The sequence below is a fragment of the Streptomyces sp. NPDC008150 genome (assembly GCF_042956945.1).
In the GTDB taxonomy this organism is placed as follows: Bacteria; Actinomycetota; Actinomycetes; order Streptomycetales; family Streptomycetaceae; genus Streptomyces.
The window spans coordinates 63,089-87,313 of the sequence record NZ_JBIBHJ010000022.1; the positions used below are offsets into that span (position 1 = coordinate 63,089).

The following is a 24,225-nucleotide window of genomic DNA, read 5'->3' on the forward strand; positions in this document are numbered from 1 at the left end:
ATGTCTCCGGCTCATTGCCAGGCCGGACTCGACAGAAGGGACGCTGTCCGTGAACACCACCCCCGTGAACCGTCGGATCAGACCGATGCTCGTCGCCGCAGGAGCCTCGGTCGTCGCGTCGGCGCTGCTCTTCGGCGGGCTCATCCCCGCCCAGGCCGCCACCACCGACCCGCAGCCGAACGCCCTGGAGCAGGCGAACGCCACGCTGTCGCGCCAAGCGGCGGAGCAGGGCATGGTGCTGATGGAGAACCACGACTCGGCGCTGCCCATGGCCCGTTCCGGCAACGTCGCGCTCTTCGGCGTCGGCGGCTACCAGACCGTCAAGGGCGGCACCGGTTCGGGCAACGTGAACAACCGGTACACCGTCAGCGCCCGTCAGGGCCTGGAGAACGCCGGTTACAAGATCACCACCAGTGACGCCTACTGGTCGGCGATGACCACCGCGTTCGACAGCAAGTACCCGCCCTCGTCGGGCGGCAGCGTCTTCGGACCCACGATCGACTACTCCTCGGTGGAGCAGCCGCTGACCGCGGAGACGGCGAAGCCGACCGCGAAGACCGACACCGCGGTGTACGTCATCGCCCGCAACTCCGGTGAGGGTGCTGACCGTTCGGCGGGCAAGGGCGACTACCTGCTGGCCGACACCGAGCGCGCCAACCTCGAAGTGCTGGGCAGGACCTACAAGCACGTCGTCGTGGTCATCAACTCCGGCGGTGTCATGGACACCAGCTTCTACAAGCAGATCAACGCCGCCGAGAAGGACCCCTCCGGCGGCATCGCCCTGGACTCCATGCTGCTGATGAGCCAGGCCGGCCAGGAGAGCGGCAACGCGCTGGCCGACGTGCTGAACGGCACCGCCGACCCCTCGGGCAAGCTCACCGACACCTGGGCCGCGAGCTACTCCGACTACCCGGCCTCGGCGACCTTCGCGAACAACGACGGCAACTCGCAGACCGAGGAGTACAGCGAGGGCATCTACGTCGGTTACCGCTACTTCGACTCCTTCTACCGGAGCATCGACAGCGCCGACCCGGCCTCCGTGGTCAACTACCCCTTCGGCTACGGCGGTTCGTACACCGACTTCGACATCCAGGCGCAGCGCGTCACCGCGGACGCGAAGCAGGTGAAGGTCACCGCGAAGGTCACCAACACCGGCCGCCGCTACAGCGGCAAGGAGGTCGTGCAGGTCTACGTCTCCGCGCCGCAGAAGGGCCAGGACAAGGCGTACCAGCAGCTCGCCGGCTACGTGAAGACCGACGACCTCGCCCCCGGCGCCTCCCAGACGGTGACGGTCAGCTTCGGCACCACGTCGCTGGCCTCGTACGACGAGTCCCGTGCCGCGTACGTGCTCGACGCGGGCGACTACGTGGTGCGCGTGGGCGACTCCTCCCGCAACACGCACGTCGCGGCCAAGCTGTCGCTGTCCCGGTCCGTGGTGACCGAGCAGGACCACACCGAGCTGGACGACCAGAAGCCCGCGAGCGAACTGTCCAGCGACCCGGCGGACTTCTACTCCTACGCGTCGGAGAAGCGGGAGATCGCGGGCGCCCGCCGCATCACCCTGAGCCCCGCTTCCTTCCGCACCGCGAAGGACGCCTCGGAGTACGAGCAGAACGTCACGGTCGACGCGACGTCGCCCTATTACGCGCTCGACGGTGCCAAGGTCTCCTCCACCACGGTCTACCTCGACCCGAGCCAGAAGAACTGGGAGAAGACCGGGGCCCCGTACAAGCCCAAGACGGGCGAGAAGGTCAGCAACGTCCGGACCAACTCGTCGTACACGCTCTACGACGTCGCGAAGGGCAAGATCTCGATCCAGCAGTTCGTGGCCGGCCTCTCCGTCAGCCAACTGGCCACCCTGGTCGAGGGATCGAGCGTCGGCGGCACCACGCCGTCCGCGGTCGGCGCGGCCGGCTACACCACCGGCGCCTACGAGAGCCTCGGCATCCCGAGCATGAGCCTGTCCGACGGCCCCGCCGGACTCCGCCTCACGCAGCAGATCGCGACGACCCCGGCGACCTACCAGTACGCCACCGCGTGGCCGGTCGGCACGCTCCTGGCGCAGAGCTGGGACCACGACCTGGTCGACAAGGTCGGCAAGGCCATCGGCCAGGAGATGAACGAGTTCGGTGTCTCCCTCTGGCTGGCACCCGGCATGAACATCCACCGCGACCCGCTCAACGGCCGCAACTTCGAGTACTACTCGGAGGACCCGCTGGTCGCCGGCCTCACGGCCGCCGCCACCACCGAGGGCGTGCAGAGCAATCCCGGCGTCGGCGTGACCGTGAAGCACTTCGCGGGCAACAACCAGGAGACCACGCGCAGCGGCGGCAACGACGTCGTCAGCGAGCGGGCGATGCGCGAGATCGAGCTCAAGGGCTTCGAGATCGCCGTCAAGGCCGCCCAGCCGATGTCGGTCATGAGTTCCTACAACCGCATCCAGGGCACGTACGCCTCCGCCAACTACGACCTGCTCACCGACCTGTTGCGCGGCGAGTGGGACTTCAAGGGCACCGTGATGACGGACTGGGGCGGCAGCCACGGCGCCACCGCCACCATGTACTCCGGCAACGACCTGATCGAGCCGGGCGGAAGGCCCTCCGACGTGGTCAACGCCACCGTGAAGGCCGATCCGACCATCGACGTGGACGGGCTGCCCGCCTACACCCGCACCGTGCGGGCGACCGGTTCGTCCAGCTACTCGTACCAGCTCGGCGGACTCACCCTGGCCGCCGCCGGCACCTCGACGGTGTCCACCACCGTGGACTCCTCGACGGACCTGTCGAAGACGCCGCTGTCCGGCACCACCACCATCGACGCGATCAACAACCAGACGTACACGGCCAATCCGAAGTTCACCTCGGTCGACGACGCCTACAAGGCGGTACAGACCCTGCTCGCCTCGACCGCCCTGACGGCCGCCCAGAAGGCGGCGATCACGGTCACGGACGTGCAGTACGCGACGCCCGGCGACACCACCAGCGCGGTCACCTCGTACAAGGTGAACCTGACCGGCAACTACCCGGCGGCGGACGCCTACACGATGCGCCTCGGTGACCTCCAGCGCAGCGCGATCCGCATCCTCACCACGGCCTCCAAGACGGAGTCCTTCCAGCAACTGGCCAAGCAGCAGGGCGTGAAGGGCATCTCGGTGGGTTCCTACACCGGGCAGTTCAAGAACCTCGACCCAGCGGTCACGACCTCGAAGGGCCGGGTCGGCAAGGCCCCCGGCAGGCACTGACCACGCGGGGCCCGAACCCAAGGGGCCCATGTCGCGGGGGCGTTCGGCGCAACAGCCGTCGAACGCCCCCGACCGCACCGGTCACCGCCGCGGCCGCGCTCCCGTCACGGGGGCGCGGCCGCGGTGTTCCGCGGACACGCGTCCCGCTCGACTCCCTTTCGGAAGGCGGCACTTGGCGCGGCCCGCACCGGACCGGGGCCGGGTGCCGTGCCGTGTGCCGGGCTCAGGGCCGGGTCGCGCTCGTGGCGGGTCCCGGGACGCTCTGGTTGTAGCGGCCCGCGGCCCGGTCGTTGAGGGCGCTGCCCCAGGCCCGCAGCCGGCCGGCCAGGCCGTGGACACCGGCCGGTTCGAGGCCGTGGCCCTGCCGAAGCGGCGCACCGGCCTCTCCCTCCGCGTCGGGGAGCAGCCGCGCCACCAGTCCGCTCGCCCGGGTCACCAGCGTGGGCGCCACGCCGTGGGCGAGTCCTGCCGCACGCGCCGCCGGTGTCAGTACCAGCCGGGTGCGGCGCCGCTCGACGGCGCGGACGATGCGTTCGGCCGCGCGCTCGGCGTCCATCGACACCACGGGCGCGCCGGCGAGCGCCGAGAACCAGGCGAACTCGGCCGAGGCGCGCCCGCCGAACTCCGCCTGGAGGTGCGAGCCCGTGCGCATCAGTCCCGGGTGGACGGTGGTGACGGTGACGTTCTCGCCGGCTGTCTCCGCCCGCAGCCCCTCGCCGAGCGCGCCCACGGCCGCCTTCGCGCACGAGTACGGCACCAGGTGCGGCACGGCCAGCAGTCCGCCGACCGACCCCACGAATCCCAGCCGTCCGCCGGCCCGGCTCTCGCGCAGGTACGGCAGTGCCGCGAGCGCCGTGTGGAGGGCACCGTCGAAGATGGTGGACATCGCGTCCTCGAACGCCTCGACGCCCGCCGTGGCCGCGGGTGCCACCTGGATGACACCGGCGTTGGCGAGCACCACGTCGAGCCCGTCCTGGACCGCGTACGTGTCGGCGACCGCCTGCTCGACGGCGGCGCGGTCGCGCACGTCGCACACCGCCGTCCGCACGTCGCGACCGGTGCGGTCCTCGATCCACTCGGCGCCCCGGCGCAGTTCGTCCGCGTCGCGGGCCAGGATGGTGATGCGGCAGCCGCGGACCGCCAGCCGGGCCGCGAGCAGCAGCCCCAGCCCTCGCGATCCGCCCGTGACCAGGGCGGACAGCCCGTCGATGCGGGAGCGTTCCAGGGCCGGCATGACCTCACCTCGTTCTCTCGTCCGTCGTCGTGGGGGCGCGACGGGCGTCGGTCGCGAGTACCCCGCCCCACCAGTTGACATCGAGTACCCGTGCCGGGCATCTCCTCACCGGCGGCCCGCCCGCGTCGGCGGTGACCGTTCGCGCGTGCGGCGCGCGTGCGGCGCGACCGTGTGAGCGGCCGTGCCGTCGGGGTGGCTGAGCGGCGGGACCGTTTGTCCGCGGGCGGCAGGGGCTAACCGGCTTCCATGAAACTCACCCGCGTACTGCTCACCAAGACCACGACAGTGCCCGAGGACTTCGGCGCCGCTGCCTCCGGGGCGCGGTCCCCGCTGGTGGACGCCCTCGACGCTCTGGGCCGGGCCGAGTCGCTCGACGGTGTCGCCACGAAGGTCCGCCGCGTGGTGCGGGCCCTCCCGCTGGGCCCCCTGCGCGACGTCCTGCACGGGCGGCAGGCCGGACATCCGCTGCATCCGGCGCTGGTCCAGGTGCCCGTGGGCGCCTGGCTCTCGGCGGCCGTGCTGGACGTCCTGCCCGGCGGGCGGCGCGGCGCCCGCGTGCTGGTGGGCGTCGGCACCGTGGCCGCGGTGCCGGCCGCGCTGGCGGGCTGGGTCGACTGGGCCGAGCAGCACGAGCAGCAGATGCGCACCGGGCTGGTGCACGCGGGGTGCAACGTCGCCGCCGTGACCCTGTACGCGGGTTCGTGGGCGGCGCGGGGGCGGCGCCCCGGGCTCGGCAGGCTGCTGGGGTTCGCGGGGCTGGTGGCGGCCGGGACGGGCGGACTCGTCGGCGGTCATCTCGCCTACCGGCAGGGCGCGGGCGCGAACAAGGCGGAACCGGTGCCGCACCTCGTCGAACCGGGCTGGCACACCATCGGCCGGACCGGGGACTTCCCGCTGGGCGAACCCGTGCGGCACCTGCTCGGCGAGGTTCCGCTGCTGGTCGTGCGCGCCGAGGGCGACGCGGTGAGCGTGCTGGCCGACCGGTGCAGCCATGCCTCCGGACCGCTCTCGGAGGGCGAGGTGGCCGACGGCTGCGTGACGTGCCCCTGGCACGGGAGCGTGTTCCGCCTCTCGGACGGCTGGAACGTCGCGGGTCCGGCGACGGCGCCGCAACCGTGCTTCGAGACGAGGGTCGACGCGGACGGCACCGTCTCGGTGCGCCTGCCCGACGCGGGCTGACGTCGGGAGCGGCTCTCGGGCGGGTGTGCGGGACCGGGCGCGGGCAGGTGCGCGCCGTTTCCGCAGGCATGGGACGCCGCCACGCTGGTACATCCCTCCTGCACGTGAAGGTTCCGCGACGTTCCGAGGGAGAAGCGAGGCATGGTGGCGCCTGCGATGGTCTGGGAGTTGCGCACGGTGGGAGGGTCCGTACGGCGGTCCCTCACCCGGTCCGGCCCCGAGCGGTACACCGCCGTGCAGTCCCTCAAGGCCGCGGGCGCGGCCCTGCTCGCCTGGGCCCTCACGGGGTGGTGGTGGCACGCGCCGCTCGCCCTGCTGGCACCGTGGACCGCGCTGTTCCTGATGCAGAGCACCGTGTACCGCTCGCTCGTCGCGGGGCTCCAGCAGTTCGTCGTGGTCGTGCTCGGCACACTGCTGGCGGCGTTGGCGGGTGTGCTGACGGACAGCACCATGGGCGCCCTGGCCGTCGCACTGCCGCTGACCGTCCTGCTCGGCAACTACGCGCGCTTCGGCGGCCAGGGGCTGTACGCGCCGACCGCGGCCCTCTTCGTCATCGCCGGCGGTTCCTACGGCCCCGTCGCCCTCGGTCACCGGCTGCTGGAGACAGCGGTGGGCGCCGTCGTCGGCATCACCGTGAACGCGCTCGTCCTGCCGCCCGAACACGCCCGGCGGGTAAGGCAGTTGCGGACGCAGCTCGCGATGGAGAGCGGCCGTCTGCTGGACGACGCCGCCGGTCACTTCGCGCACGGCGAGCCCGGTGACGGCCCCGGGGACTGGCGCGACCGGGCGCAGTGGCTGGGCGACATCCTCACCGAGCTGCGCGAGGCGCAGCGCTGGTCCCAGGAGAGCAACCGCCTCAACCCCGGTCGCCACATGCGCCGTTCGGCGGGCCCGGACGATTCGCCGGGGCTGCCCGACACGGCGTGGTACGACCTCACCGACCACCTCTCCGGGCTCACGCGCACCCTCACCGACCTCGACGCACGACCCGACGACCTCCCCGCCGAGGCGCTGCGCCCGCTGCCCTCGCTGTTGCACGGGGCGGCACTGGTGTTCCACCGCGACGCCGCCGCGAAGACGGGCAGCGGCGACGGCGGGGCCGGCCCGGACGGCCCGTACGACGAGGACGCGCTCGCGACGGCGTGGCGGGCCCGCGACGAACTGCTCGCCGCGCTGCCGCACACGGGCCGGGCGACCTCGACCGGCGCCGCCCTCTCCGTCGACACGGAACGCCTGCTGTCGGCGCTGGCCAGGGCCCTGGCACCGGAGGCACGGGCGGTGTGAGGAGCGGACGCCGACGGCCGTGGGCCCCACGCCGCGAGCCGGGGGCGCCTCCCTCTCGCCGTCCCGGCCACCACCGTCCCGCGCCCGCACCCCGCCGCGCGGCCCGTCGCCCGATCGGCCCTGCACCCGCCGTACCGCGCTGCCGAGCGCGGGCGCCGCGCCTCGGCATCGACCGCGCGGCGCGCCCGCGGGTGTGCGCGCGGGCCCGGTTCCGGGGAACGCCCCGGCCCCGCCTCCGTGGCCGGGTGGTCGCCGCCCCGCCCGTGTGGCGCCGGGGCCCGGAGCGGTACACGGTGAGAGCCAGGGTGTGTACGCGACGCCGCGGGGTACCCAGGGCCCGGAGTTCCCGGGGCCGGCCGAACCCCGCCGCCACCCTCGGACGTGTGGGAGGAACGATGGGTGCTCGCCGACTGCTCCGCCGCTGGCCCGCCTACCGGCAGGTCACCGGGACGGACAGGCTGGGGCGCGGCCGGGCGGCGATGTCGCCGGACACCGAGAACCTGCGCCCACGCACCGACTCGGCCGACCGGGTGGTGAAGTCGGTCTGCCCGTACTGCGCCGTCGGCTGCGGCCAGCAGGTGTACGTCAAAAACGACCGCGTGGTGCAGATCGAGGGCGACCCGGACTCCCCGATCAGCCGCGGCAGGCTGTGCCCCAAGGGGTCGGCGACGCTCCAGCTCACCACGTCCGAGAGCCGGGGCCGCCAGGTCCTGTACCGGCGCCCGTACGGCACCGACTGGGAGCCGCTGGACCTGGAGACGGCCATGGACATGGTCGCCGACCGGGTGGTGGAGACCCGGCGCAGGACCTGGGAGTGGGAGCACGAGGGGAAGCGGACGGCCCGCACGATGGGCATCGCGAGCCTGGGCGGTGCCACCCTCGACAACGAGGAGAACTACCTCATCAAGAAGCTCCTCACGGGGCTCGGCGTGGTCCAGGTGGAAAACCAGGCGCGGGTCTGCCACAGCTCCACGGTCGCCGGTCTCGGCTCCTCGTTCGGCCGGGGCGGCGCCACGACGTTCATGCAGGACCTCCAGCACGCGGACTGCATCGTCATCCAGGGCTCGAACTTCGCGGAGGCGCACCCCGTCGGGTTCCAGTGGGTGATGGAGGCCAAGGCGCGGGGCGCCCGCATCATCCACGTGGACCCCCGGTTCACGCGCACCAGCGCGCTCGCGGACCGGCACGTCCCGATCCGGGCGGGCAGCGACATCGCGTTCCTCGGCGCGATCATCAACCACGTGCTGACGGAGGAGAAGGACTTCCGGGAGTACGTCCTCGCGTACACCAACGCGGCCACCCTCGTCGGCGAGGACTTCCGCGACACCGAGGACCTCGGCGGCGTCTTCTCCGGTCTCGACGACGCCAAGCACCATTACGACCAAGCGAGTTGGCAGTACCGGGGCGGGCGCGTGCAGCAGCCGACCGGCGACGTCGACGAGCAGTACGAGGAGCGCACGGCGGAGGCGAAGCGGCAGGTGCGCGGCACCGGCATGCCGGAGACGCAGGGTTCGGGCGGCGCGCAGGCCCACCCCTTCCCGGAGCGCGACGAGACCCTCCAGGACCCGCGCTGCGTCTACCAGATCCTCAAGCGGCACTACGCCCGCTACACGCCGGAGCTCGTGGAGGAGACCTGCGGCGTGCCGCGCGAGGCGTTCCTCGCCGTGTGCGACGCGCTCACCTCGAACTCGGGACCCGAGCGCACCAGTGCCTTCGTGTACGCGGTCGGCTGGACGCAGCACTCGGTGGGCTCGCAGTACATCCGGGCGGCGAGCGTCCTCCAGCTGCTGCTGGGCAACATCGGCCGGCCCGGCGGCGGTATCCAGGCGCTGCGCGGCCACGCCTCGATCCAGGGTTCGAGCGACATCCCGACCCTGTTCAACCTGCTGCCCGGATATCTGCCGATGCCGCACGCCCACGCGCACGAGGACCTGGACGCGTTCATCGCAGCGAGCCGCACCGACAAGGGCTTCTGGGCGGAGATGCGGTCCTACTTCGTGAGCCTGCTGAAGGCGTACTACGGCGACGCGGCCACCGCCGACAACGACTTCTGCTTCGACCACCTGCCGCGGCTGACCGGCTCCCACTCCACGTACGAGACGGTCATGGCGCAGCTGGACGGCACCTGCAAGGGCTACTTCCTGATGGGGGAGAACCCGGCGGTGGGCTCCGCCAACACGCGGCTCCAGCGGCTCGGCATGGCGAACCTGGAGTGGCTCGTCGTGCGGGACTTCTCCCTCATCGAGTCGGCGACGTGGTGGAAGGACGGGCCGGAGATCGACACGGGCGAGCTGCGCACCGCCGACATCGGGACCGAGGTGTTCTTCTTCCCGGCAGCCGCCCACACCGAGAAGTCCGGGTCGTTCACGAACACGAACCGCTGGCTCCAGTGGCACCACGCGGCCGTCGAGCCGCAGGGCGACACCCGCAGCGACCTGTGGTTCATGTACCACCTGGGCCGCCGCGTCAAGGAGCGGCTGGCCGGGTCCACCGACCCGATGGACCGTCCGCTGCTCGACCTGACGTGGGACTACCCGGTGGAGGGCCCCACGGACGAGCCCGTCGCGGCGGCCGTGCTCGCGGAGATCAACGGCCACGGCCCGGACGGCGCGCCGCTGTCCGCGTACACGGAGCTGAAGGACGACGGGTCGACGCGGTGCGGCTGCTGGATCTACTGCGGTGTCTACGCGGACGGCGTGAACCGGGCGGCGCGGCGCACCCCGCACACCGAGCAGGACTGGGTGGCCGCCGACTGGGCCTGGGCGTGGCCGGCGAACCGGCGCATCCTCTACAACCGCGCGTCCGCCGCCCCCGACGGCACCCCGTGGAGCGAGCGCAAGGCGTACGTGTGGTGGGACCCGGAGGCCGGCCGCTGGACGGGGCGGGACGTGCCCGACTTCGTGCCCGACCTCGCCCCCGGCCACGTGCCGCCCGAGGACGCGAGGGGGCCCGCGGCGCTGCGCGGCGACGACGCGTTCATCATGCAGGCCGACGGCAAGGGCTGGCTCTACGCACCGGCGGGACTGGAGGACGGCCCGCTGCCCACGCACTACGAGCCGCAGGACTCCCCCTTCACCAACCTGCTCTACCCCGACGTCTCGCGTTCCCCGGTACGGCAGTTGCTGCCGCGGGAGGGCAACCGCTACCACCCCGGGCCGGACGAGCCGGGTGCCGGTGTCTTTCCGTACATCGTCACGACGCACCGGCTGACCGAGCACTTCACGGCGGGCGGGATGAGCCGCTGGTCGCCGTATCTCTCCGAACTCCAGCCGGAGTTGTTCTGCGAGCTGTCGCCGCAGCTCGCCGCCGAACGTGGTCTGGAGCACGGCGGGTGGGCGACGATCATCACCGCCCGCAACGCGATCGAGGCACGCGTGATGGTGACCGAACGGCTGGCCCCGCTGCGGGTGCACGGCCGGACCGTGCACCAGATCGGGCTGCCCTTCCACTGGGGCCCGAACGGCGTGGTCACCGGCGACGCGGTGAACGAACTGGTCGCCATCGCACTGGACCCCAACGCCCATATCCAGGAGGACAAGGCGCTGACGGCGGACATCCGTCCCGGGCGCCGTCCGCGCGGGGCCGCCCTGCCCGAGATGGTCGCCGAGTACCGCCGGCGGGCCGGCATCACCGAGGCCACCGGGACGGAGACCACGGGGCCGGGCACCACCGGAACGGGAACGGAGACCCGGAAGTGAGCGAGAACCCTCCCAGCGGCCTGCTCAGCGGTCCCGAGCCCGATCCGGCGCGGGACGCCGGCCACACCGACGCGCCCCCGCGCGTGGGTTTCTTCACCGACACCTCGGTGTGCATCGGCTGCAAGGCGTGCGAGGTGGCGTGCAAGGAGTGGAACGCCGTCCCCGAGGACGGTCTTTCGCTCAGCGGGATGAGCTACGACAACACGCAGGGGCTGGGCGCCTCCACGTGGCGCCACGTCGCGTTCATCGAGCAACGCGTGCCGGCCGGACCGCCGGAGGCCGAGCACCGCAGGCAACTCCCGCTGACCGCAACGGAGTCCGGCCGCGCCGAGGAGGGCGGGTCGGGCTGCGGCTGCGGTTCGGGAGGCGGTGGCGGCTGCGGCGGCGGTGGCGGTGGCGGCGCCGCCGCCGGAGGTCCGGCCTCCGTCGCCGAGACCGTCCAACAGGGCGGGCAGGCGGGCGAGTTGCGCTGGCTGATGTCCTCCGACGTGTGCAAGCACTGCACGCACGCCGCGTGTCTGGACGTCTGCCCGACCGGCTCGCTGTTCCGTACCGAGTTCGGGACCGTCGTCGTCCAGCAGGACATCTGCAACGGCTGCGGCTACTGCGTACCGGCCTGTCCGTACGGTGTCATCGAGCAACGTCCGGACGACGGGCGGGCGTTCAAGTGCACCATGTGCTACGACCGGCTCACCGCGGGGCAGGAGCCGGCCTGCGCCAAGGCATGTCCCACCCAGTCCATCCAGTTCGGCCCGCTGGACGAACTGCGCGAGCGGGCCGCCCTGCGCGTGGACCAACTGCGGCAGGCCGGGGTGGAGGGCGCCCAGTTGTACGGGGAGGACCCGGACGACGGCGTCGGCGGCGACGGCGCCTTCTTCCTCCTCCTCGACCGCCCCGAGGTCTACGGACTGCCCCCGGACCCCGTCGTCACCACCCGTGACCTGCCCGCCATGTGGAAGCACGCCGGACGCGCGGCCGGCGCCCTGGTCGGCGGCCTCGCGCTCGCCTTCGTCCTGCCGGAGTTCGCCCGCCGAAAGGGGCACCGATGACCACCGCACCCCAGCAGTCCCCGCGCCGGGGGAAGAAACGGCGGGGCGAGGAACTGATGGTGCCCCGGGCGGAGTTCGAGTCCTACTACGGGCGGCCGGTGATCAAGGCGCCGTCCTGGGCGGCGCGTGACATCGCCGGGTACTTCTTCCTCGGCGGCCTCGCCGGGGCCGGCTCGGTACTGGCCGCCGGCGCCCATCTGACCGGCCGGACGACGACGGCCACCGCGATGAAGGTGTCGTCCCTCGGGGCGATCGGCCTGTCGGCCGCCGCGCTGGTCAACGACCTCGGCCGGCCGGGCCGTTTCGTTAACATGCTGCGTGTCCTGAAGCCGACCTCGCCCATGAGCGTGGGCTCCTGGCTGCTCAGCGCGTACGGCCCGGCCGCCGGCGGGGCCGCGCTGTGCGCGGTGACGGGCCGCCTGCCGCGGGCCGGTGCCGCCGCGACCGCGGGGGCCGCCGTGCTCGGCCCGCTCGTGGCGACCTACACCGCCGTGCTCGCCGCGGACACCGCCGTACCCGCCTGGCACGACGTCCACCGCGAACTCCCGTACGTCTTCGCCGCGTCCGCGACGGCCGCCGCCTCCGGCATGGCCCTGGCGGTGGCCCCCGTCGCGGAGAACTCCCCCGCCCGCTGCGCGGCGGTGCTGGCCGCCGCGGCCGAGCAGACCGTCCTGCGGGCGGCGGAGACCCGGCTCGGGCTGGTCGCCGAGACCTACCGGCAGGGCAGGGCGGGCGCGCTGCTGCGCGGGGCGAAGGCGCTCACCCTGCTCGGGGCGGGCACCGCGCTGTTCGGCGGCCGCAGCCGCACGGCCGCCGCGATCGGCGGTGCCGGGCTGCTCGCGGGGTCGGCGCTCACCCGCTTCGGCATCTTCGCCGCCGGGGTCGCCTCGGCCGAGGACCCCCGGTACACCGTGCTCCCCCAGCGCGCGGCCCGGGAGGCACGCGAGGCTCGCGAGCGGGCGGAGGAGCGGCAGCCGTAGGCGGACGCGGGCTCCGGACGGAATGTGTCACCCGGCCCGGGGCGGGGACTCGTAGCGGACGGAACAATTCACCAACCGCTGGAGGAAACCGACATGCGCGCTCTGACCTGGCAGGGCAAGCGGGACGTCCGCGTGGAGACGGTGCCGGACCCGCGCATCGAGAAGCCCGACGACATCGTCGTGCGCGTCACGTCCTCCGGAATCTGCGGCTCCGACCTGCACCTCTACGAACTGTTCGGGCCCTTCATCGACCCCGGCGACATCCTGGGCCACGAGCCCATGGGCATCGTCGAGGAGGTCGGCCCCGAGGTGCGGACCCTGTCCGTCGGGGACCGTGTGGTCGTCCCGTTCAACGTGTCCTGCCAGAACTGCCACATGTGCGACCAGGGCCTGAACTCGCAGTGCGAGACGACGCAGAACCGCGACCGGGGCATGGGCGCCTCCCTGTTCGGCTACACCAAGCTGTACGGGCAGGTGCCCGGCGGCCAGGCCGAGCTGCTGCGGGTGCCGTTCGGCGACAGCCTCCCGATCAAGGTCCCCCAGGGCCCGCCGGACGACCGCTTCGTCTACCTCTCCGACGTGCTGCCCACCGCGTGGCAGGCCGTGGCGTACGCCGACGTCCCCCGGGGCGGGTCCGTCGCCGTGCTGGGCCTCGGCCCCATCGGCGACATGGCCACCCGCATCGCCCAGCACCGGGGCGCGGGGCGGGTCATCGGCATCGACCTGGTGCCCGACCGCCTCACCCGCGCCGCGGCCCACGGCGTGACGTGCCTCGACGTCCGCCGTCACGGCAAGGACATCGGCGACGCCGTGCGCGACCTCACCGACGGCCGCGGCGTGGACGCCGTGATCGACGCGGTCGGCATGGAGGCGCACGGCGCGCCCTTCGCGAAGGCGGCCCAGTGGGTGACGGGTCTGCTGCCCGACGCGGTGGCGCAGCCGCTGATGGAGAACGTGGGCATCGACCGGCTCGGCGCCCTGCACGCGGGCATCGACATGGTGCGCCGGGGCGGCACCCTGTCCCTGTCGGGTGTCTACGGCGGCGCGGCGAGCCCGATGCCGTTGCTGACCATGTTCGACAAGCAGATCCAGCTCCGGATGGGCCAGGCCAACGTGTGGCGCTGGGTGCCGGACATCCTGCCGCTGCTCACCGACGAGGACCCGCTGGGCGTCGACTCGTTCAAGACGCACGCGATGCCGCTTGAGGACGCCCCGAAGGCCTACGCGATGTTCCAGGCCAAGGAGGACGGCATGGTCAAGACCCTGCTCGAGCCGTAGGGTCGCCGGCGCCGGTGGCGTCCGGCGGGTCCTGCCGCCGGTCGTCGCGGCGCCGCGCCCACAGCGGCAGGACGTACCAGCAGGCCACGTACCAGAGGAAGACCCCCGCGACGAGCCACGGCACGTAGTGGTCGTGGGTGGCGACGCGCAGCACGAGCAGCAGGGCCGACGTCATGGTCCCGAGCAGCAGCAGGAGCCCCACGAAGGTCAGCCGGGAGGCCCAGCGGACGGCCTGCGGCTTGATGCGGCGGCCGGAGACGATCCGGTGCAGGGAGACCGGTCCGATCAGCGCACCGGTCGCCGCGGCGCCCAGCACGACCGTCACGATGTAGATGGCGCGGTCGGCCTGCTGGAGCCGCGCGTAGTGCGGGGTGAAGACGACGGTGAGCAGGAACCCGAAGAGGATCTGCACCCCCGTCTGGGCCACCCGGACCTCCTGGATGAGGTCGCCCCACATCCGGTCGGCCCGTTCCTCGCCCGTCTCGTCGCGCCCGTCGCCGGGCACGGCGTCACGGGCGGCGCCGTCGCCGTTCGCGGCGCCGCCGGTCCGTTCCGGTCCGCTCATGCTCCCCGCCCCCTCCGCTCCCGGTCCCTAGCGGCCCAGGGCCTGCTCGAGCTGCTGCTTGGTCATCGTCGAGCGGCCCTTGACGTTCTTCTTGCGGGCCTCCGCGTAGAGCTGGTCGCGGGTCGGGCCCTGGGCGCCCGAGTGGGAACGCTCACCGCCGCGCTGCGAGGCCGACTTGGGGTCCTTGGTGGACACCGGGCTGCTCGTCCTCGCCTCACCGGCGCGGGCCCGCTCCTTGTTGACGGTGCGGGCGGCGATCTCCTTCGCGCGGCCGGTCGGCTCACCGCGCCGCTCGGCGCTCTCCTTCACGTGCTCGTACTGACGCTCGCGCTTCCTGCTGGATCCGGCCGGCATGTCGGCTCTCCTCTCGAACGGGACGACTCTGACGCTCACTTCCGGTGGCCGGCGGCGGGCCGGCCCTCTCCACGGTCGCCGAAGCCCCCGGGTACCGCACTCCGGGAAGAACACTCCGGGTGAGCCCGGGAGAACCCGCGGCGCGCCCGCGCCCGTGCGGCTCCCGTACCCGGCCGTCAGCTGATCACCGACCACCCGGTGGTGCCGTGCACCGCGAGCAGTACGGCGAAGACGACCAGGTCGGCCAGACCGAGGCCGAGGCCCAGGAACGCACGGAACCTGCGCGGGGTGTCCCGCCTGAGCGCGGTCAGGGCCAGGACGACGGCCACGGGGCCGAGGACCACGTTGAGGACGAGCAGGCCGACGAGTCCCAGGACGAAGGACGCGACAGCCATGCCCTCGGTGTCACGACGGCCGGTCTCGCGGTTCGGCGGGGCGGTGAGACGCATGGTCACGCCCTCCCCGCGCGGCGGCGCCGCTCCCGTGTCGTGAAGACGACGAGCCACACCGCGATCACCACCGCCGCGACCACGGTCACGGGCAGGGGCAGGTAGGCCACCGAGCCCAGCAGGCACGCCAGCAGGATGAGCGCCACTACGAGGAAGAGCACCGATCGACTCCTTGGGGAACCAGGTCGTCACAGCACCGCGCGCCGTCGCGCGGCTCTTGTGACTCACGGGTAACCCCTGAAACGGAAGTCATCCGTACGGAGTCGGTGGGGAGTTGACGCCGTCGCCGCGGCACGCGACCGCCGCACGCGGTCGCCCGGGGCCCGGCCGTCCCGCCCGGACCGGGCTCAGGCCCGGCCCTCCCGGGCGCGGACGGTCAGGGAGGGCGACGTGTCCCAGCCGACCACGGACACCACCCGGCTCAGCAGGGGTGCCAGCTCGACGATGTGCAACCGCCGCCCGTCCGGCAGCCGTTCGGCCGCGGCGACCAGGGCCCGCAGGCCCGCCAGGTCGATGAACTCCAGGTCGCCCATGTCCAGCCACACGTCGCCGGACCAGCCGCGCACCGCCTCAAGTGCCGCCGCCAGGGCCTGCGTCGTGCGGTGGTCGACGGTGCCGGCCACGCGGACGGCCCGCCGCCCCGACCGGAAGTACGGCACCAGCCGCAGCACGGCGTCGTCGTAGAGGGGCGTCAGCTCGACGGTCGCCGGGTGACGGCGTTCGAACGCGTCCAGCTCGGCGGGGGCGAACCGCCGGGCGTCGTACTGGCAGATCGCCGAAGCCGGGCGCCCGGCGAACACCTCGTCGACCTTCGTCTCGTACTCGCCCAGCCGCTCGGCCCCGGGCACGCCCCGCGTCGCCCAGCACATCTCGCCGCTGACCCGGTACCCCCGGTAGCCGGCCGCCAGGGCGTCGGCGACCTCCTTGTGCAGGGCGGCCACCATGGCGTCCGGGTCGAAGGGGCCCGCCGCCAGATAACTGTCGTCCGCCGTCGTCACGCCGAGCTGTCCGGAGCGCAGCGCGGGCGTCGGGTCCACTCCGGCCGCGCGCAGCCAACTCAGCACCGTTTCGGGGGTGTTCCGGTCGGCGTAGTAGATCACCCGCTCGCCGCGTTCGAGCCCGGCACGCAGATACGCGGTCATCACGCGGCGCTGTTCGAGGTCGTCGGCGAACGCCAGGCACAGATGGTCGCCCTGGCGCGCGTCCTCGGCCGGGCGTGCCCGGCCCACCCGCGTCCTCACCCCGCTACCACGCTCTTCACCAGCCCGTCCCCGGCCCTGTCGCCGTCCCTCGGCACCGCCGGCCGGCAGAAGTCCCTTGCCACTGTACTGCCGTGGGGCCCCGCAGCTCGTGTGCTCGGACAAGCGGCGAGCCCGGAGGCATCGTGGCGTTGTCATGTCCCCCGGCGCGGGCGCCCGTTCGCGCAGTTCAGCGCCACGGGACGTGCCTCCGGCGGCCGTTGGCCGGGTCCGGTCCACCGCCCGGTCGACGGTGTGCGGGGTGCTCCCGGGCGCCCTCGTTCGCCCGGTCGCGCCCCGCACCGCAGGTGTGAACGGCCAACACGGTGCCTGGGCGGTGAACTTGACCGCCACCGTGTACCGCCCGGGTGGTGCTAACCCGCGTAGGTCTCGAACTCGGCGATCTTCGGCGTCCCGGACGAGGCGAGGATCTCGAAGGTGACCTTGCGCAGGGAGGTCGCCGGGAAGCTGATGACCCCCGCGCCGCTGCCGGAGGCCAGAACGGCGCCGGTGTCGGCGTTGAGGACGCGATACGAGCCGATCGCCCCCGTGGAGCCGGACGCCTCACGGATGTTGACCTTCGACACGGTGGTGGCGGAGCCCCACTTGACGGAGACGGACCCCGTCGCACCGGCCGGCGACCAGTAGGTGGTCAGGCTGCCGTCGCGCACGTTGCCGTAACTCGTGCCCGACGCCTTGCTGGAGCCGTCCGCGGCGGCCGTGAGGCTGAGGTTGGTCCCCGTCGGGTTGCCCGGCGTGGTCGTCGGGGTGGGGGTCGGCGTGGCGGTGGAGGTCGGGGTGGGAGTCGGCGTCTGCGCGGTGCAGTTGCCGTTGGACACCTGAAGTCCCTTGTTGGCGCCCGCGGTCTGGCTCACGATCGACGGCACGCAGCTCGCGGCGTCGAGGGTGTACGCGTACGGGATGCTGACCGTGGTGGTGGACGTCGGGTTGGAACCGGCGGGGTTGGTCTCGTCGTCCGGGGCGGCCCAGGTGACGTTGTCGAAGATGTTGCCGCTGACCTGCCAGTAGCCGGGCAGGTCGGTGTAGAAGGTGCCGAGGGGGTTGGCGGAGTCCTCGAAGTAGTTGTTCTCCACCTTCGCCTTCGCGCCGGCCCGGGAGTTGATGCCGGACTCGTTCAGGCCCGTGTAGTAGTTGTCGTAGATGTGGGCCGTCCCGCCGCGCAGCAGGGGCGTGCGGGAGTCGATGTTCTGGTACAGGTTGTGGTGGAACGTGATGTAGGTGTTGTCCAGGTCGCTGTCGCTGGAGCCGACCAGGCCGCCGCGCCCGGAGTTGCGCAGCACGTTGTAGGAGACCGTCACGTACTGGGTGGTGGCCTTCATGTCGATGAGGCTGTCGTAGCCCTCGTCCTCGCCGCCCGAGGCGAGCAGCGTGTTGTGGTCGACCCAGACGTTGTGGACGTCGCTCTCCATGCCGATGGCGTCGCCGCCGTTGGAGACGGGCGAGCCCGACTTCTTGACGTTCTGGACCGTCACGTTCTGGATGATGATGTTGCTGGACTCGCGGACGTGGATGCCCAGTTGGTCGAACACGGCGCCACTGCCGACCCCGACGAGCGTGACGTTGCTGATCTGCTTCAGCTCGATCTTGTCGGCCGCGGTGTTGCAGCTGTCGCCGGACACCTTGGTGGTGTTGCCCGCGTTGATGGTGCCCTCGACCTGGATGATGATCGGCGTGCTGCTGCTGGCACGGTTGCACAGGGCCTGGTGGATCTGGGTCCCGGTGGTGGCGCGCACGGTCTGGCCGCCGGCGCCTCCGGTGGTGCCGCCGTTCTGCGTCGCGTAACCGGTGACCCCGCCCGTGGCGGCAGAGGCCTCGGGCATCGACAGGGCCAGTCCGGTCGCGGCCGCCACGGCCATGGTGGCCAGCGTCGCGTACAGCCTCAGTAAGACCGGTTTTCTCATGGTGGTCCGTCTCCTCGTTCGCCGTCGGGTGCCGGCTGTCGCACAGCCGTCCGCGGGTGCGGGTGGTGCGGGTGCGGGTGCATCAGAGAGAGAAAGCGCTTTCTCCCCGGGAGGGTAGAGCTGGGCGCGCCGGGCTGACAAGAGTCGCGTCACTAGCTGAAGGACGAGACGCACCAAGGGAGAAAGGGCTTTCCTCCGCCCGCCGAGCGGCACGCGTGGCGGTCGCCCCACGAGCCCGCCGGGGGCGGCGGGGCACGGTGGACGGGGTGCGGGCGGTCGGCCGGTTCCGTGCCGCTCGTGCGTACTCTGGCTGGTATGCGCACGCGACCGACGCTCACCTGGGAACCCTCCGACGGCCTGCCCGCGCCCACCACGGACCTGACCCCCGTCGTCGACGCCGTGCGCGCGGGCCGGGTGACCGTGCTGAGCGGCGCCGGGCTGTCCACCGAGTCCGGTGTGCCCGACTACCGCGGGGAGCACGGCACCCTGCGGAAGCACACCCCGATGACGTTCCAGGAGTTCACGGGCGACGAGACGGCCCGGCGCCGGTACTGGGCGCGCAGCCAGGTGGGGTGGCGGGCGATGACCGGCGCCCTGCCGAACGCGGGTCACCGCGCCGTCGCGGCACTGGAGGCGGCGGGGCACGTCACGGGAGTGATCACACAGAACGTCGACGGGCTCCAGCAGGCGGCCGGCGCGCGGGACGTGGTCGAACTGCACGGCGGCCTCGATCGCGTCGTGTGCCTGGACTGCCGTCACGTCAGCGACCGCGCGGAACTGGACCTGCGGCTGCGGGCGGCCAACCCCGGCTTCGAGGCCGCCGCCGAACGGCACCGCGCGGCGCGGATCAACCCGGACGGCGACGTGGACCTGCCCGAGGAGGCCGTCGCGGACTTCCGGGTGGTGCCGTGCGCGGTGTGCGGGACGGGCATGCTCAAGCCGGACGTCGTGTTCTTCGGGGAGAACGTGCCGCCCGAGCGCGTCGCCCTGTGCCGGGACCTCGTCGAGGCGTCGGCCACCCTGCTCGTGCTGGGCTCGTCCCTCACCGTGATGTCGGGGCTGCGCTTCGTGCGGCAGGCGGCGCGGTCGGGCAAGCGGGTCCTGATCGTCAACAGGGGCGGGACCAGGGGCGACCAGTGGGCCGAGCGCCGCGTCGAACTCCCGCTCGGCGAGGCGCTCACCGAGGTCGTCGCACGGACGGTGCTCCCCGCCTGACCCCGGCCGGGGGGAATCGGCGGGCGGCGCGCGGGCTCACCCGTCCGGTCCGGCACGCGGTCAGCGGTCAGCGGTCAGCGGTCAGCGGTCAGCCCAGTGTGTGGTCCAGATTCGTCGCGGCGCTGATGAGGGCGAGATGGGTGAACGCCTGGGGGAAGTTGCCCAGGTGCTCGCCGGTCAGGCCGATCTGTTCGGCGTACAGGCCCACGTGGTTGGCGTACGTGAAGACCTTTTCCAGTGCCAGGCGCGCGTGTTCGGTCTGGCCGGTGCGGGTCAGCGCCTCGACCCACCAGAACGAGCAGATGGAGAAGGTGCCTTCGGTGCCGTCGAGTCCGTCGGGTGTCATCCGGGGGTCGTAGCGGAAGACAAGACTGTCGGTGACGAGTTCCTCGGTGATCGCGTCAAGTGTCGAGCGGAACCTGGGGTCGTGCGGCGAGACGAACTTGACCATCGGCATCAGCAGCAGCGAGGCGTCCAGCAGCGCCGGTGGCGTCTCGCCCTCCGACTCGCTCAACCGCTGGGTGAACGTGCGGCGTTCGGGGTTCCAGCCGCGTTCCATGATCTGCCGGTAGATCGCGTCGCGTTCCCGGGTCCAGCGCACGAGGTCGGCGGGCAGGCCGCGCTGGTTGGCGATGCGGATCATCCGCTCGACGGCCACCCAGCACATCAGCCGCGAGTAGGTGTGGTGGCAACGCCCCGCGCGGGTCTCCCAGATGCCCTGGTCGGCGGCGTCCCAGTTGTCGAGGAGCCAGTCCAGGATGCGCCCGAGACCGGTCCACGTCTCGTGCGCGATACCGCCGCCGTACTTGTTGAACAGGTAGACGGAATCGACGAGTTCACCGTAGATGTCGAGCTGGAGCTGCCGCACGGCCTGGTTGCCGATCCGTACCGGACGCGAGTCCCGGTAGCCGTCGAGGTGGGTCAGCTCCTGTTCGGGGGTGCAGGGGGCGCCGTCGATCGTGTACATCACGCGCAGCGGCCCGAGCCGGCCGTCGTCCGCGCGGTCGAGGCAGCGGGTCAGCCAGGCGATGAAGTCCTGGGCCTCCTCGGTGAATCCGAGGCGCAGCAGCGCGTACAGGGAGAACGCGGCGTCCCGGATCCACACGTACCGGTAGTCCCAGTTGCGGTGTCCTCCCAGGTGTTCGGGCAGGGCCGCGGTGGGGGCGGCGATCACGGCGCCGGTCGGTTCGTGGGTCAGGAGCTTCAGGGCGAGGGCCGAGCGGTGCACCATCTCGCGCCAGCGGCCGGCGTACGTGGACTGGCGCAGCCACTTGCGCCAGAACGCGACCGTCGCGTCGAACAGCACGTCGGCCTCGGCCTGTTCGCTCCGGTCGGCGTCGTGGTGGCACGGGTTCCCGCCGGGGGCGGGACCGGCGGCGGTACCGTCCGCGGCACCCTCGGCCGCGCTCTGCTCCGTGCCGGTGCGGTCCGCCGGGCCGGGCGCCCCCTCCTCGTCGCACGGCCTCGGTTCGAGGACGAACAGGACCGTCTCCCCCTGCGAGACCGGGAACGCCCCGCTCGCGTCGCCGTCGTGGAGTTCGAGGCGCACGTCGCTGTGCAGTCGCAGGGTGAGGGAGCCGCCCGTGAAGCGCACCCCGGTCGGCGTCCGCTCCGCGTGGTGCCGTTCCCTGCCGTAGTCGAACCGCGGCGCGACGGCCACCCGCATCCGCATGTGGCCGCGCACGCAGACGACCCGGCGCACCAGTCGCTGGACGTGTGCCGGGTCGCGCTCCTTGAGCACCGGCATGAAGTCCTGCACCTCGACCATGCCGTCCTCGGTCAGCATGCGAGTGATCAGGATGTTGGTGTCCGGGAAGTAGAACTGCTGCCGGTTGGCGATCTCGGTGTCCGGTTCCAGGTGCCAGTGGCCGCCCCGCTCGGCGTCGAGCAGCGCCCCGAACACGCTGGGCGAGTCGAAGCGCGGGGCGCAGAACCAGTCCACCCGTCCGTCCGTGCCGACGAGTGCCGCGGTGCGCAGGTCGCCGATCAGGCCGTGCTCCGCGATCGGCAGGTAGGGCGGGTCGAGCGGCCGCACACCGGGCGACCGGGTGCCGCTCACGCCGTGTCCCGTGGTCCGCGGGCGGTGTCGCCACGCCCCGCCGGCCTTCGCGCGTCCCTGTGCGGCATCGTCGCCTCGCCTCCCGGGCCCGGACGCGGCAGCTCAAGCACCCCGGCTCACGGGGTCCGCGCCGGGAGTCCGGCACGCGCCGACCCCTGATTCACCATAAGGAGCGAAAGGCACTTTCCGCACATGTTGGGCGCCGCTCTCTCAGCGGGAAGCCTCGTCCCCCACCGCGAACGCGCGCCTGCCGTGGCGCACGAACTCGCGCACCGCCGGGCTGTGCGTGGGCCGCCGGACCAGTGCGAGCAGGGCGTGCGCCGGCACGTCGGCGAGGAGCCGGTGGACCAGGCGGTCGTCGTACCGCCCCGCCATGGACTCGCTGAGCACGGCGACGGCGAGGCCGCGTGCCGCCAGGTCGGCGAGGGCGTCCGCCGCACCGGCCTCGAACGCGATCACCGGCCGTACGCCCCGGGCGGCGCACGCCTCGTCGAGCACCGCCCGGAGGCCGGTGCCGGGCGGCATGCAGGCCACCGGGTGGGCGACCACGTCGCGCAGGCCCAGCCGGGAGCGCCCGGCCAGCGGGTGGCCGGGCGGGAAGGCGACGACGAGCCGCTCCCGGACCACGACCTGCGCCTCCAGCCCCTCGGGGGCGTCGTCGGCGGTCCCGACGAGCGCGACGTCGAGGGCACCGGACCGTACGTCGTCGGCCAGCCGGTCGGAGCGGTCCTCCAGCAGGGAGACCTCCACGCCGGGGTGCGCCCGGTGGAACGCGGCCAGGGCGTCGAAGAGCGGGGCGAGGGTGCAGCCCGCGACCATCCCGACGGTCAGCCTGCCGCGTACGAGATCCGTCACCTCCCCCGCCACCCGGCTCACGGCCCCGGCCGCCGCGAGCGCCGTCCGCGCGTGTTCGAGCACGGCCTTGCCCGCCACGGTGAGCGTCACCACGCGGGCCGACCGGTCGAACAGCTCGGCGCCCAGTTCCCGTTCGAGGCGGCGGATCTGCGCGCTGACCCCCGACTGGCTGATGTGCACACGCTCGGCGGCCCGGGTGAAGTTCCGCTCGTCGGCGACCGCGACGAAGTACTCCAGCTGCCTGAGTTCCATGACCGGGGATTCTAGTTTCCATGAGAACCATGCGTTGGACTTCTCGTACGCGAGGTCCGAGGCTGGACAGCGGGCGGCAACGGCCCGCCCCTTCTCCGTCCGCCGACCTGGAGGAACCGATGACGACGCACACCAAGGCCATGCGGCCCGAGGACCTCACCCGGCTGTTCGTGGAGCGGGCCAACGCCGGGGACGCCGACGGGCTCGCCGCGCTCTACGAGGAGGACGCCGTGATGGCGTATCCCCCGGGGCGGCACACGGTGGGCCGGGAGGCGATCCGGGCCCTGTGGGAGAAGGTGCTGGCCCAGGGGCCGCACTTCGCGTTCGAGGAGCCGCTGCCCACCCTCGTCAGCGGCGACGTCGCGCTCACCTCCACTCCCCCGAAGGACGGATCGGGGGCGCGGGCACAGGTGGTGAGGCGGCAGGCGGACGGCAGTTGGCTGCGTCTGCTGGACCAGCCGGAGTTCGCCCCGCCGACCGCCTGAGCCGTGCCCCCGGCCGCCGCCGCCCCGCTCACGCCGCGTCGTACCAGCCTCCGTCCACCCGCAGCGTGCTGCCGTTGATGTAGTCCGACCTCGGGCTGGCCAGGTACGTGACGAGGGCCGCGTACTCGTGCGGGCGGCCGATGCGGCCGACGCCGTTGGGCGCGAGGTTGCCGACGAGTTCGGGTTCGATCTCCTCCCACGTCTCGCCCCACCCGTTCTCGCGGCCGATCCCGACGAGGTGGTCCACGGAGGCGGGGACCAGGATGCCGCCCGCGGCAACGGCGTTGGAGGTGACGCCGGAGTGCTTCAGCTCGCGGGCGAGCGACGCGGCGAGGTTGTCGCGCGCCGCGTTGGAGGCCGCGTAGTGGGGCTGGCTGGCCTGCGGCATGGTGCCGGTGACGCTGCTGATCTGGACGACGCGGCCCCAGCCCCGGGCGCGCATCGCGGGGACCAGGCGCTGCACCATGCGCATGCTGGAGATCACGTTGATGTTGTAGGTGTCGGCCCACTCCGCGGAGCTGGTGGCCGCCCAGGACCGCGAGGGGTCGTAGACGCCCGCGTTGTTCACGAGGATGTCCACCGGCCCGCCCTCCAGCGCCCGCGCCGCGATCGCGTCCGCCCCGGCGTCCGTGGTGAGGTCGCCCAGCGCGACCGAGGCGTCGCCGCCCTCGCGGCGGACCGCGTCCGCGACGGACTGCGCGCGGGCGCGGTCACGCCCGTGCACGACGACAGCGGCGCCCTCGGCCGCCAGGTGCCGCACGATCTCCTCCCCCAGTCCGCTGCTCGATCCGGTGACCAGCGCCCTCTTGCCGACGAGCTTGAGATCCATCCGCCCTGTCCTTCCGTGTGCGGGCACGTCCGTGACGGTCGCCGACCGCTCCCCCGCCG

General features: G+C 72.7%; 19 protein-coding genes. 9 read left to right on the plus strand and 10 right to left on the minus strand.

All coding sequences use genetic code 11. The annotated features are described in order from the left end of the window. Positions 1–49 precede the first annotated feature (49 nt). Positions 50–3,241: a glycoside hydrolase family 3 N-terminal domain-containing protein gene (locus tag ACFZA0_RS35430; protein WP_391024636.1), complete on the plus strand. Its 3,192-nt coding sequence runs from the start codon at positions 50–52 to the stop codon at positions 3,239–3,241. Between the two features lie 223 nt (positions 3,242–3,464). On the opposite strand, the gene ACFZA0_RS35435 is transcribed toward ACFZA0_RS35430, so the two are convergent. After that, positions 3,465–4,475, minus strand: coding sequence for an SDR family NAD(P)-dependent oxidoreductase (locus ACFZA0_RS35435; RefSeq protein WP_391024637.1), 1,011 nt, complete (start codon positions 4,473–4,475; stop codon positions 3,465–3,467). Positions 4,476–4,721: 246 nt separating this feature from the next. Between ACFZA0_RS35435 and ACFZA0_RS35440 the strand changes: the two genes are divergently transcribed. From ACFZA0_RS35440 to ACFZA0_RS35465, 6 genes are all read left to right on the plus strand, one after another. Further along, the gene (locus ACFZA0_RS35440) at positions 4,722–5,654 is read left to right on the plus strand and encodes a Rieske 2Fe-2S domain-containing protein (RefSeq protein WP_391024639.1); all 933 of its coding nucleotides are present in this window, start codon (positions 4,722–4,724) and stop codon (positions 5,652–5,654) included. Between the two features lie 141 nt (positions 5,655–5,795). Continuing rightward, the gene (locus tag ACFZA0_RS35445) at positions 5,796–6,938 is read left to right on the plus strand and encodes an FUSC family protein (RefSeq protein ID WP_391024641.1); all 1,143 of its coding nucleotides are present in this window, start codon (positions 5,796–5,798) and stop codon (positions 6,936–6,938) included. A gap of 395 nt (positions 6,939–7,333) precedes the next feature. Then, complete coding sequence (gene fdh, locus ACFZA0_RS35450) at positions 7,334–10,636, plus strand: formate dehydrogenase (protein WP_391024643.1); 3,303 nt, start codon at positions 7,334–7,336, stop codon at positions 10,634–10,636. Continuing rightward, on the plus strand, positions 10,633–11,685 hold the full coding sequence (locus tag ACFZA0_RS35455) for a 4Fe-4S dicluster domain-containing protein (RefSeq protein WP_391024645.1): 1,053 nt from the start codon (positions 10,633–10,635) through the stop codon (positions 11,683–11,685). Before fdh ends, ACFZA0_RS35455 begins: the two co-directional genes overlap by 4 nt. A gap of 56 nt (positions 11,686–11,741) precedes the next feature. Then, on the plus strand, positions 11,742–12,665 hold the full coding sequence (gene nrfD / locus ACFZA0_RS35460; RefSeq protein ID WP_391024698.1) for an NrfD/PsrC family molybdoenzyme membrane anchor subunit: 924 nt from the start codon (positions 11,742–11,744) through the stop codon (positions 12,663–12,665). 93 nt (positions 12,666–12,758) lie between these two features. Further along, the gene (locus tag ACFZA0_RS35465) at positions 12,759–13,943 is read left to right on the plus strand and encodes an alcohol dehydrogenase catalytic domain-containing protein (RefSeq protein ID WP_391024647.1); all 1,185 of its coding nucleotides are present in this window, start codon (positions 12,759–12,761) and stop codon (positions 13,941–13,943) included. Here ACFZA0_RS35465 and ACFZA0_RS35470 read toward each other — a convergent pair. From ACFZA0_RS35470 to ACFZA0_RS35495, 6 genes are all read right to left on the minus strand, one after another. Beyond that, on the minus strand, positions 13,921–14,508 hold the full coding sequence (locus ACFZA0_RS35470) for a DUF6328 family protein (protein WP_391024649.1): 588 nt from the start codon (positions 14,506–14,508) through the stop codon (positions 13,921–13,923). The genes ACFZA0_RS35465 and ACFZA0_RS35470 overlap by 23 nt on opposite strands. 27 nt (positions 14,509–14,535) lie before the next feature. Further along, positions 14,536–14,862: a plasmid stabilization protein gene (locus tag ACFZA0_RS35475; RefSeq protein ID WP_391024651.1), complete on the minus strand. Its 327-nt coding sequence runs from the start codon at positions 14,860–14,862 to the stop codon at positions 14,536–14,538. Positions 14,863–15,038: 176 nt separating this feature from the next. Then, positions 15,039–15,311 carry a DUF4190 domain-containing protein gene (locus ACFZA0_RS35480; protein ID WP_391024652.1) on the minus strand — a complete coding sequence of 91 codons (273 nt, stop codon included), beginning with the start codon at positions 15,309–15,311 and terminating at the stop codon, positions 15,039–15,041. Between the two features lie 2 nt (positions 15,312–15,313). Further along, positions 15,314–15,472: a hypothetical protein gene (locus tag ACFZA0_RS35485; RefSeq protein ID WP_391024653.1), complete on the minus strand. Its 159-nt coding sequence runs from the start codon at positions 15,470–15,472 to the stop codon at positions 15,314–15,316. Between the two features lie 186 nt (positions 15,473–15,658). Beyond that, entirely contained in the window at positions 15,659–16,540 is an 882-nt protein-coding gene (locus ACFZA0_RS35490) for an MEDS domain-containing protein (RefSeq protein WP_391024654.1), read from the minus strand. Positions 16,541–16,923: 383 nt separating this feature from the next. Beyond that, positions 16,924–18,471 (minus strand): polysaccharide lyase family 1 protein, encoded by a 1,548-nt coding sequence (locus ACFZA0_RS35495; RefSeq protein ID WP_391024656.1) that lies wholly within the window; start codon positions 18,469–18,471, stop codon positions 16,924–16,926. Positions 18,472–18,786: 315 nt separating this feature from the next. Here ACFZA0_RS35495 and ACFZA0_RS35500 point away from each other — a divergent pair, with 315 nt between their 5' ends. After that, positions 18,787–19,686: an NAD-dependent protein deacetylase gene (locus ACFZA0_RS35500; RefSeq protein ID WP_391024658.1), complete on the plus strand. Its 900-nt coding sequence runs from the start codon at positions 18,787–18,789 to the stop codon at positions 19,684–19,686. 88 nt (positions 19,687–19,774) lie between these two features. On the opposite strand, the gene ACFZA0_RS35505 is transcribed toward ACFZA0_RS35500, so the two are convergent. Beyond that, the gene (locus ACFZA0_RS35505; protein ID WP_391024660.1) at positions 19,775–21,745 is read right to left on the minus strand and encodes a glycoside hydrolase family 15 protein; all 1,971 of its coding nucleotides are present in this window, start codon (positions 21,743–21,745) and stop codon (positions 19,775–19,777) included. Positions 21,746–21,955: 210 nt separating this feature from the next. Beyond that, positions 21,956–22,852 (minus strand): LysR substrate-binding domain-containing protein, encoded by an 897-nt coding sequence (locus ACFZA0_RS35510; RefSeq protein WP_391024662.1) that lies wholly within the window; start codon positions 22,850–22,852, stop codon positions 21,956–21,958. Between the two features lie 119 nt (positions 22,853–22,971). Here ACFZA0_RS35510 and ACFZA0_RS35515 point away from each other — a divergent pair, with 119 nt between their 5' ends. Next, a complete protein-coding gene (locus ACFZA0_RS35515; protein WP_391024664.1) occupies positions 22,972–23,337 on the plus strand; it encodes a nuclear transport factor 2 family protein in 366 nt (121 codons plus the stop codon). A gap of 28 nt (positions 23,338–23,365) precedes the next feature. On the opposite strand, the gene ACFZA0_RS35520 is transcribed toward ACFZA0_RS35515, so the two are convergent. After that, complete coding sequence (locus tag ACFZA0_RS35520; protein WP_391024666.1) at positions 23,366–24,166, minus strand: SDR family NAD(P)-dependent oxidoreductase; 801 nt, start codon at positions 24,164–24,166, stop codon at positions 23,366–23,368. Positions 24,167–24,225 lie beyond the last annotated feature (59 nt).

Bases quoted from the DNA above. Each gene is read 5' to 3' on its own strand.
- ACFZA0_RS35435 (WP_391024637.1), bottom strand. From the start codon at position 4,475: ATGCCGGCCCTGGAACGCTCCCGCATCGACGGGCTGTCCGCCCTGGTC.
- ACFZA0_RS35440 (WP_391024639.1), top strand. From the start codon at position 4,722: ATGAAACTCACCCGCGTACTGCTCACCAAGACCACGACAGTGCCCGAG.
- ACFZA0_RS35445 (WP_391024641.1), top strand. From the start codon at position 5,796: ATGGTGGCGCCTGCGATGGTCTGGGAGTTGCGCACGGTGGGAGGGTCC.
- fdh (WP_391024643.1), top strand. From the start codon at position 7,334: ATGGGTGCTCGCCGACTGCTCCGCCGCTGGCCCGCCTACCGGCAGGTC.
- nrfD (WP_391024698.1), top strand. From the start codon at position 11,742: ATGGTGCCCCGGGCGGAGTTCGAGTCCTACTACGGGCGGCCGGTGATC.
- ACFZA0_RS35465 (WP_391024647.1), top strand. From the start codon at position 12,759: ATGCGCGCTCTGACCTGGCAGGGCAAGCGGGACGTCCGCGTGGAGACG.
- ACFZA0_RS35470 (WP_391024649.1), bottom strand. From the start codon at position 14,508: ATGAGCGGACCGGAACGGACCGGCGGCGCCGCGAACGGCGACGGCGCC.
- ACFZA0_RS35475 (WP_391024651.1), bottom strand. From the start codon at position 14,862: ATGCCGGCCGGATCCAGCAGGAAGCGCGAGCGTCAGTACGAGCACGTG.
- ACFZA0_RS35480 (WP_391024652.1), bottom strand. From the start codon at position 15,311: ATGCGTCTCACCGCCCCGCCGAACCGCGAGACCGGCCGTCGTGACACC.
- ACFZA0_RS35495 (WP_391024656.1), bottom strand. From the start codon at position 18,471: ATGAGAAAACCGGTCTTACTGAGGCTGTACGCGACGCTGGCCACCATG.
- ACFZA0_RS35500 (WP_391024658.1), top strand. From the start codon at position 18,787: ATGCGCACGCGACCGACGCTCACCTGGGAACCCTCCGACGGCCTGCCC.
- ACFZA0_RS35510 (WP_391024662.1), bottom strand. From the start codon at position 22,852: ATGGAACTCAGGCAGCTGGAGTACTTCGTCGCGGTCGCCGACGAGCGG.
- ACFZA0_RS35515 (WP_391024664.1), top strand. From the start codon at position 22,972: ATGACGACGCACACCAAGGCCATGCGGCCCGAGGACCTCACCCGGCTG.
- ACFZA0_RS35520 (WP_391024666.1), bottom strand. From the start codon at position 24,166: ATGGATCTCAAGCTCGTCGGCAAGAGGGCGCTGGTCACCGGATCGAGC.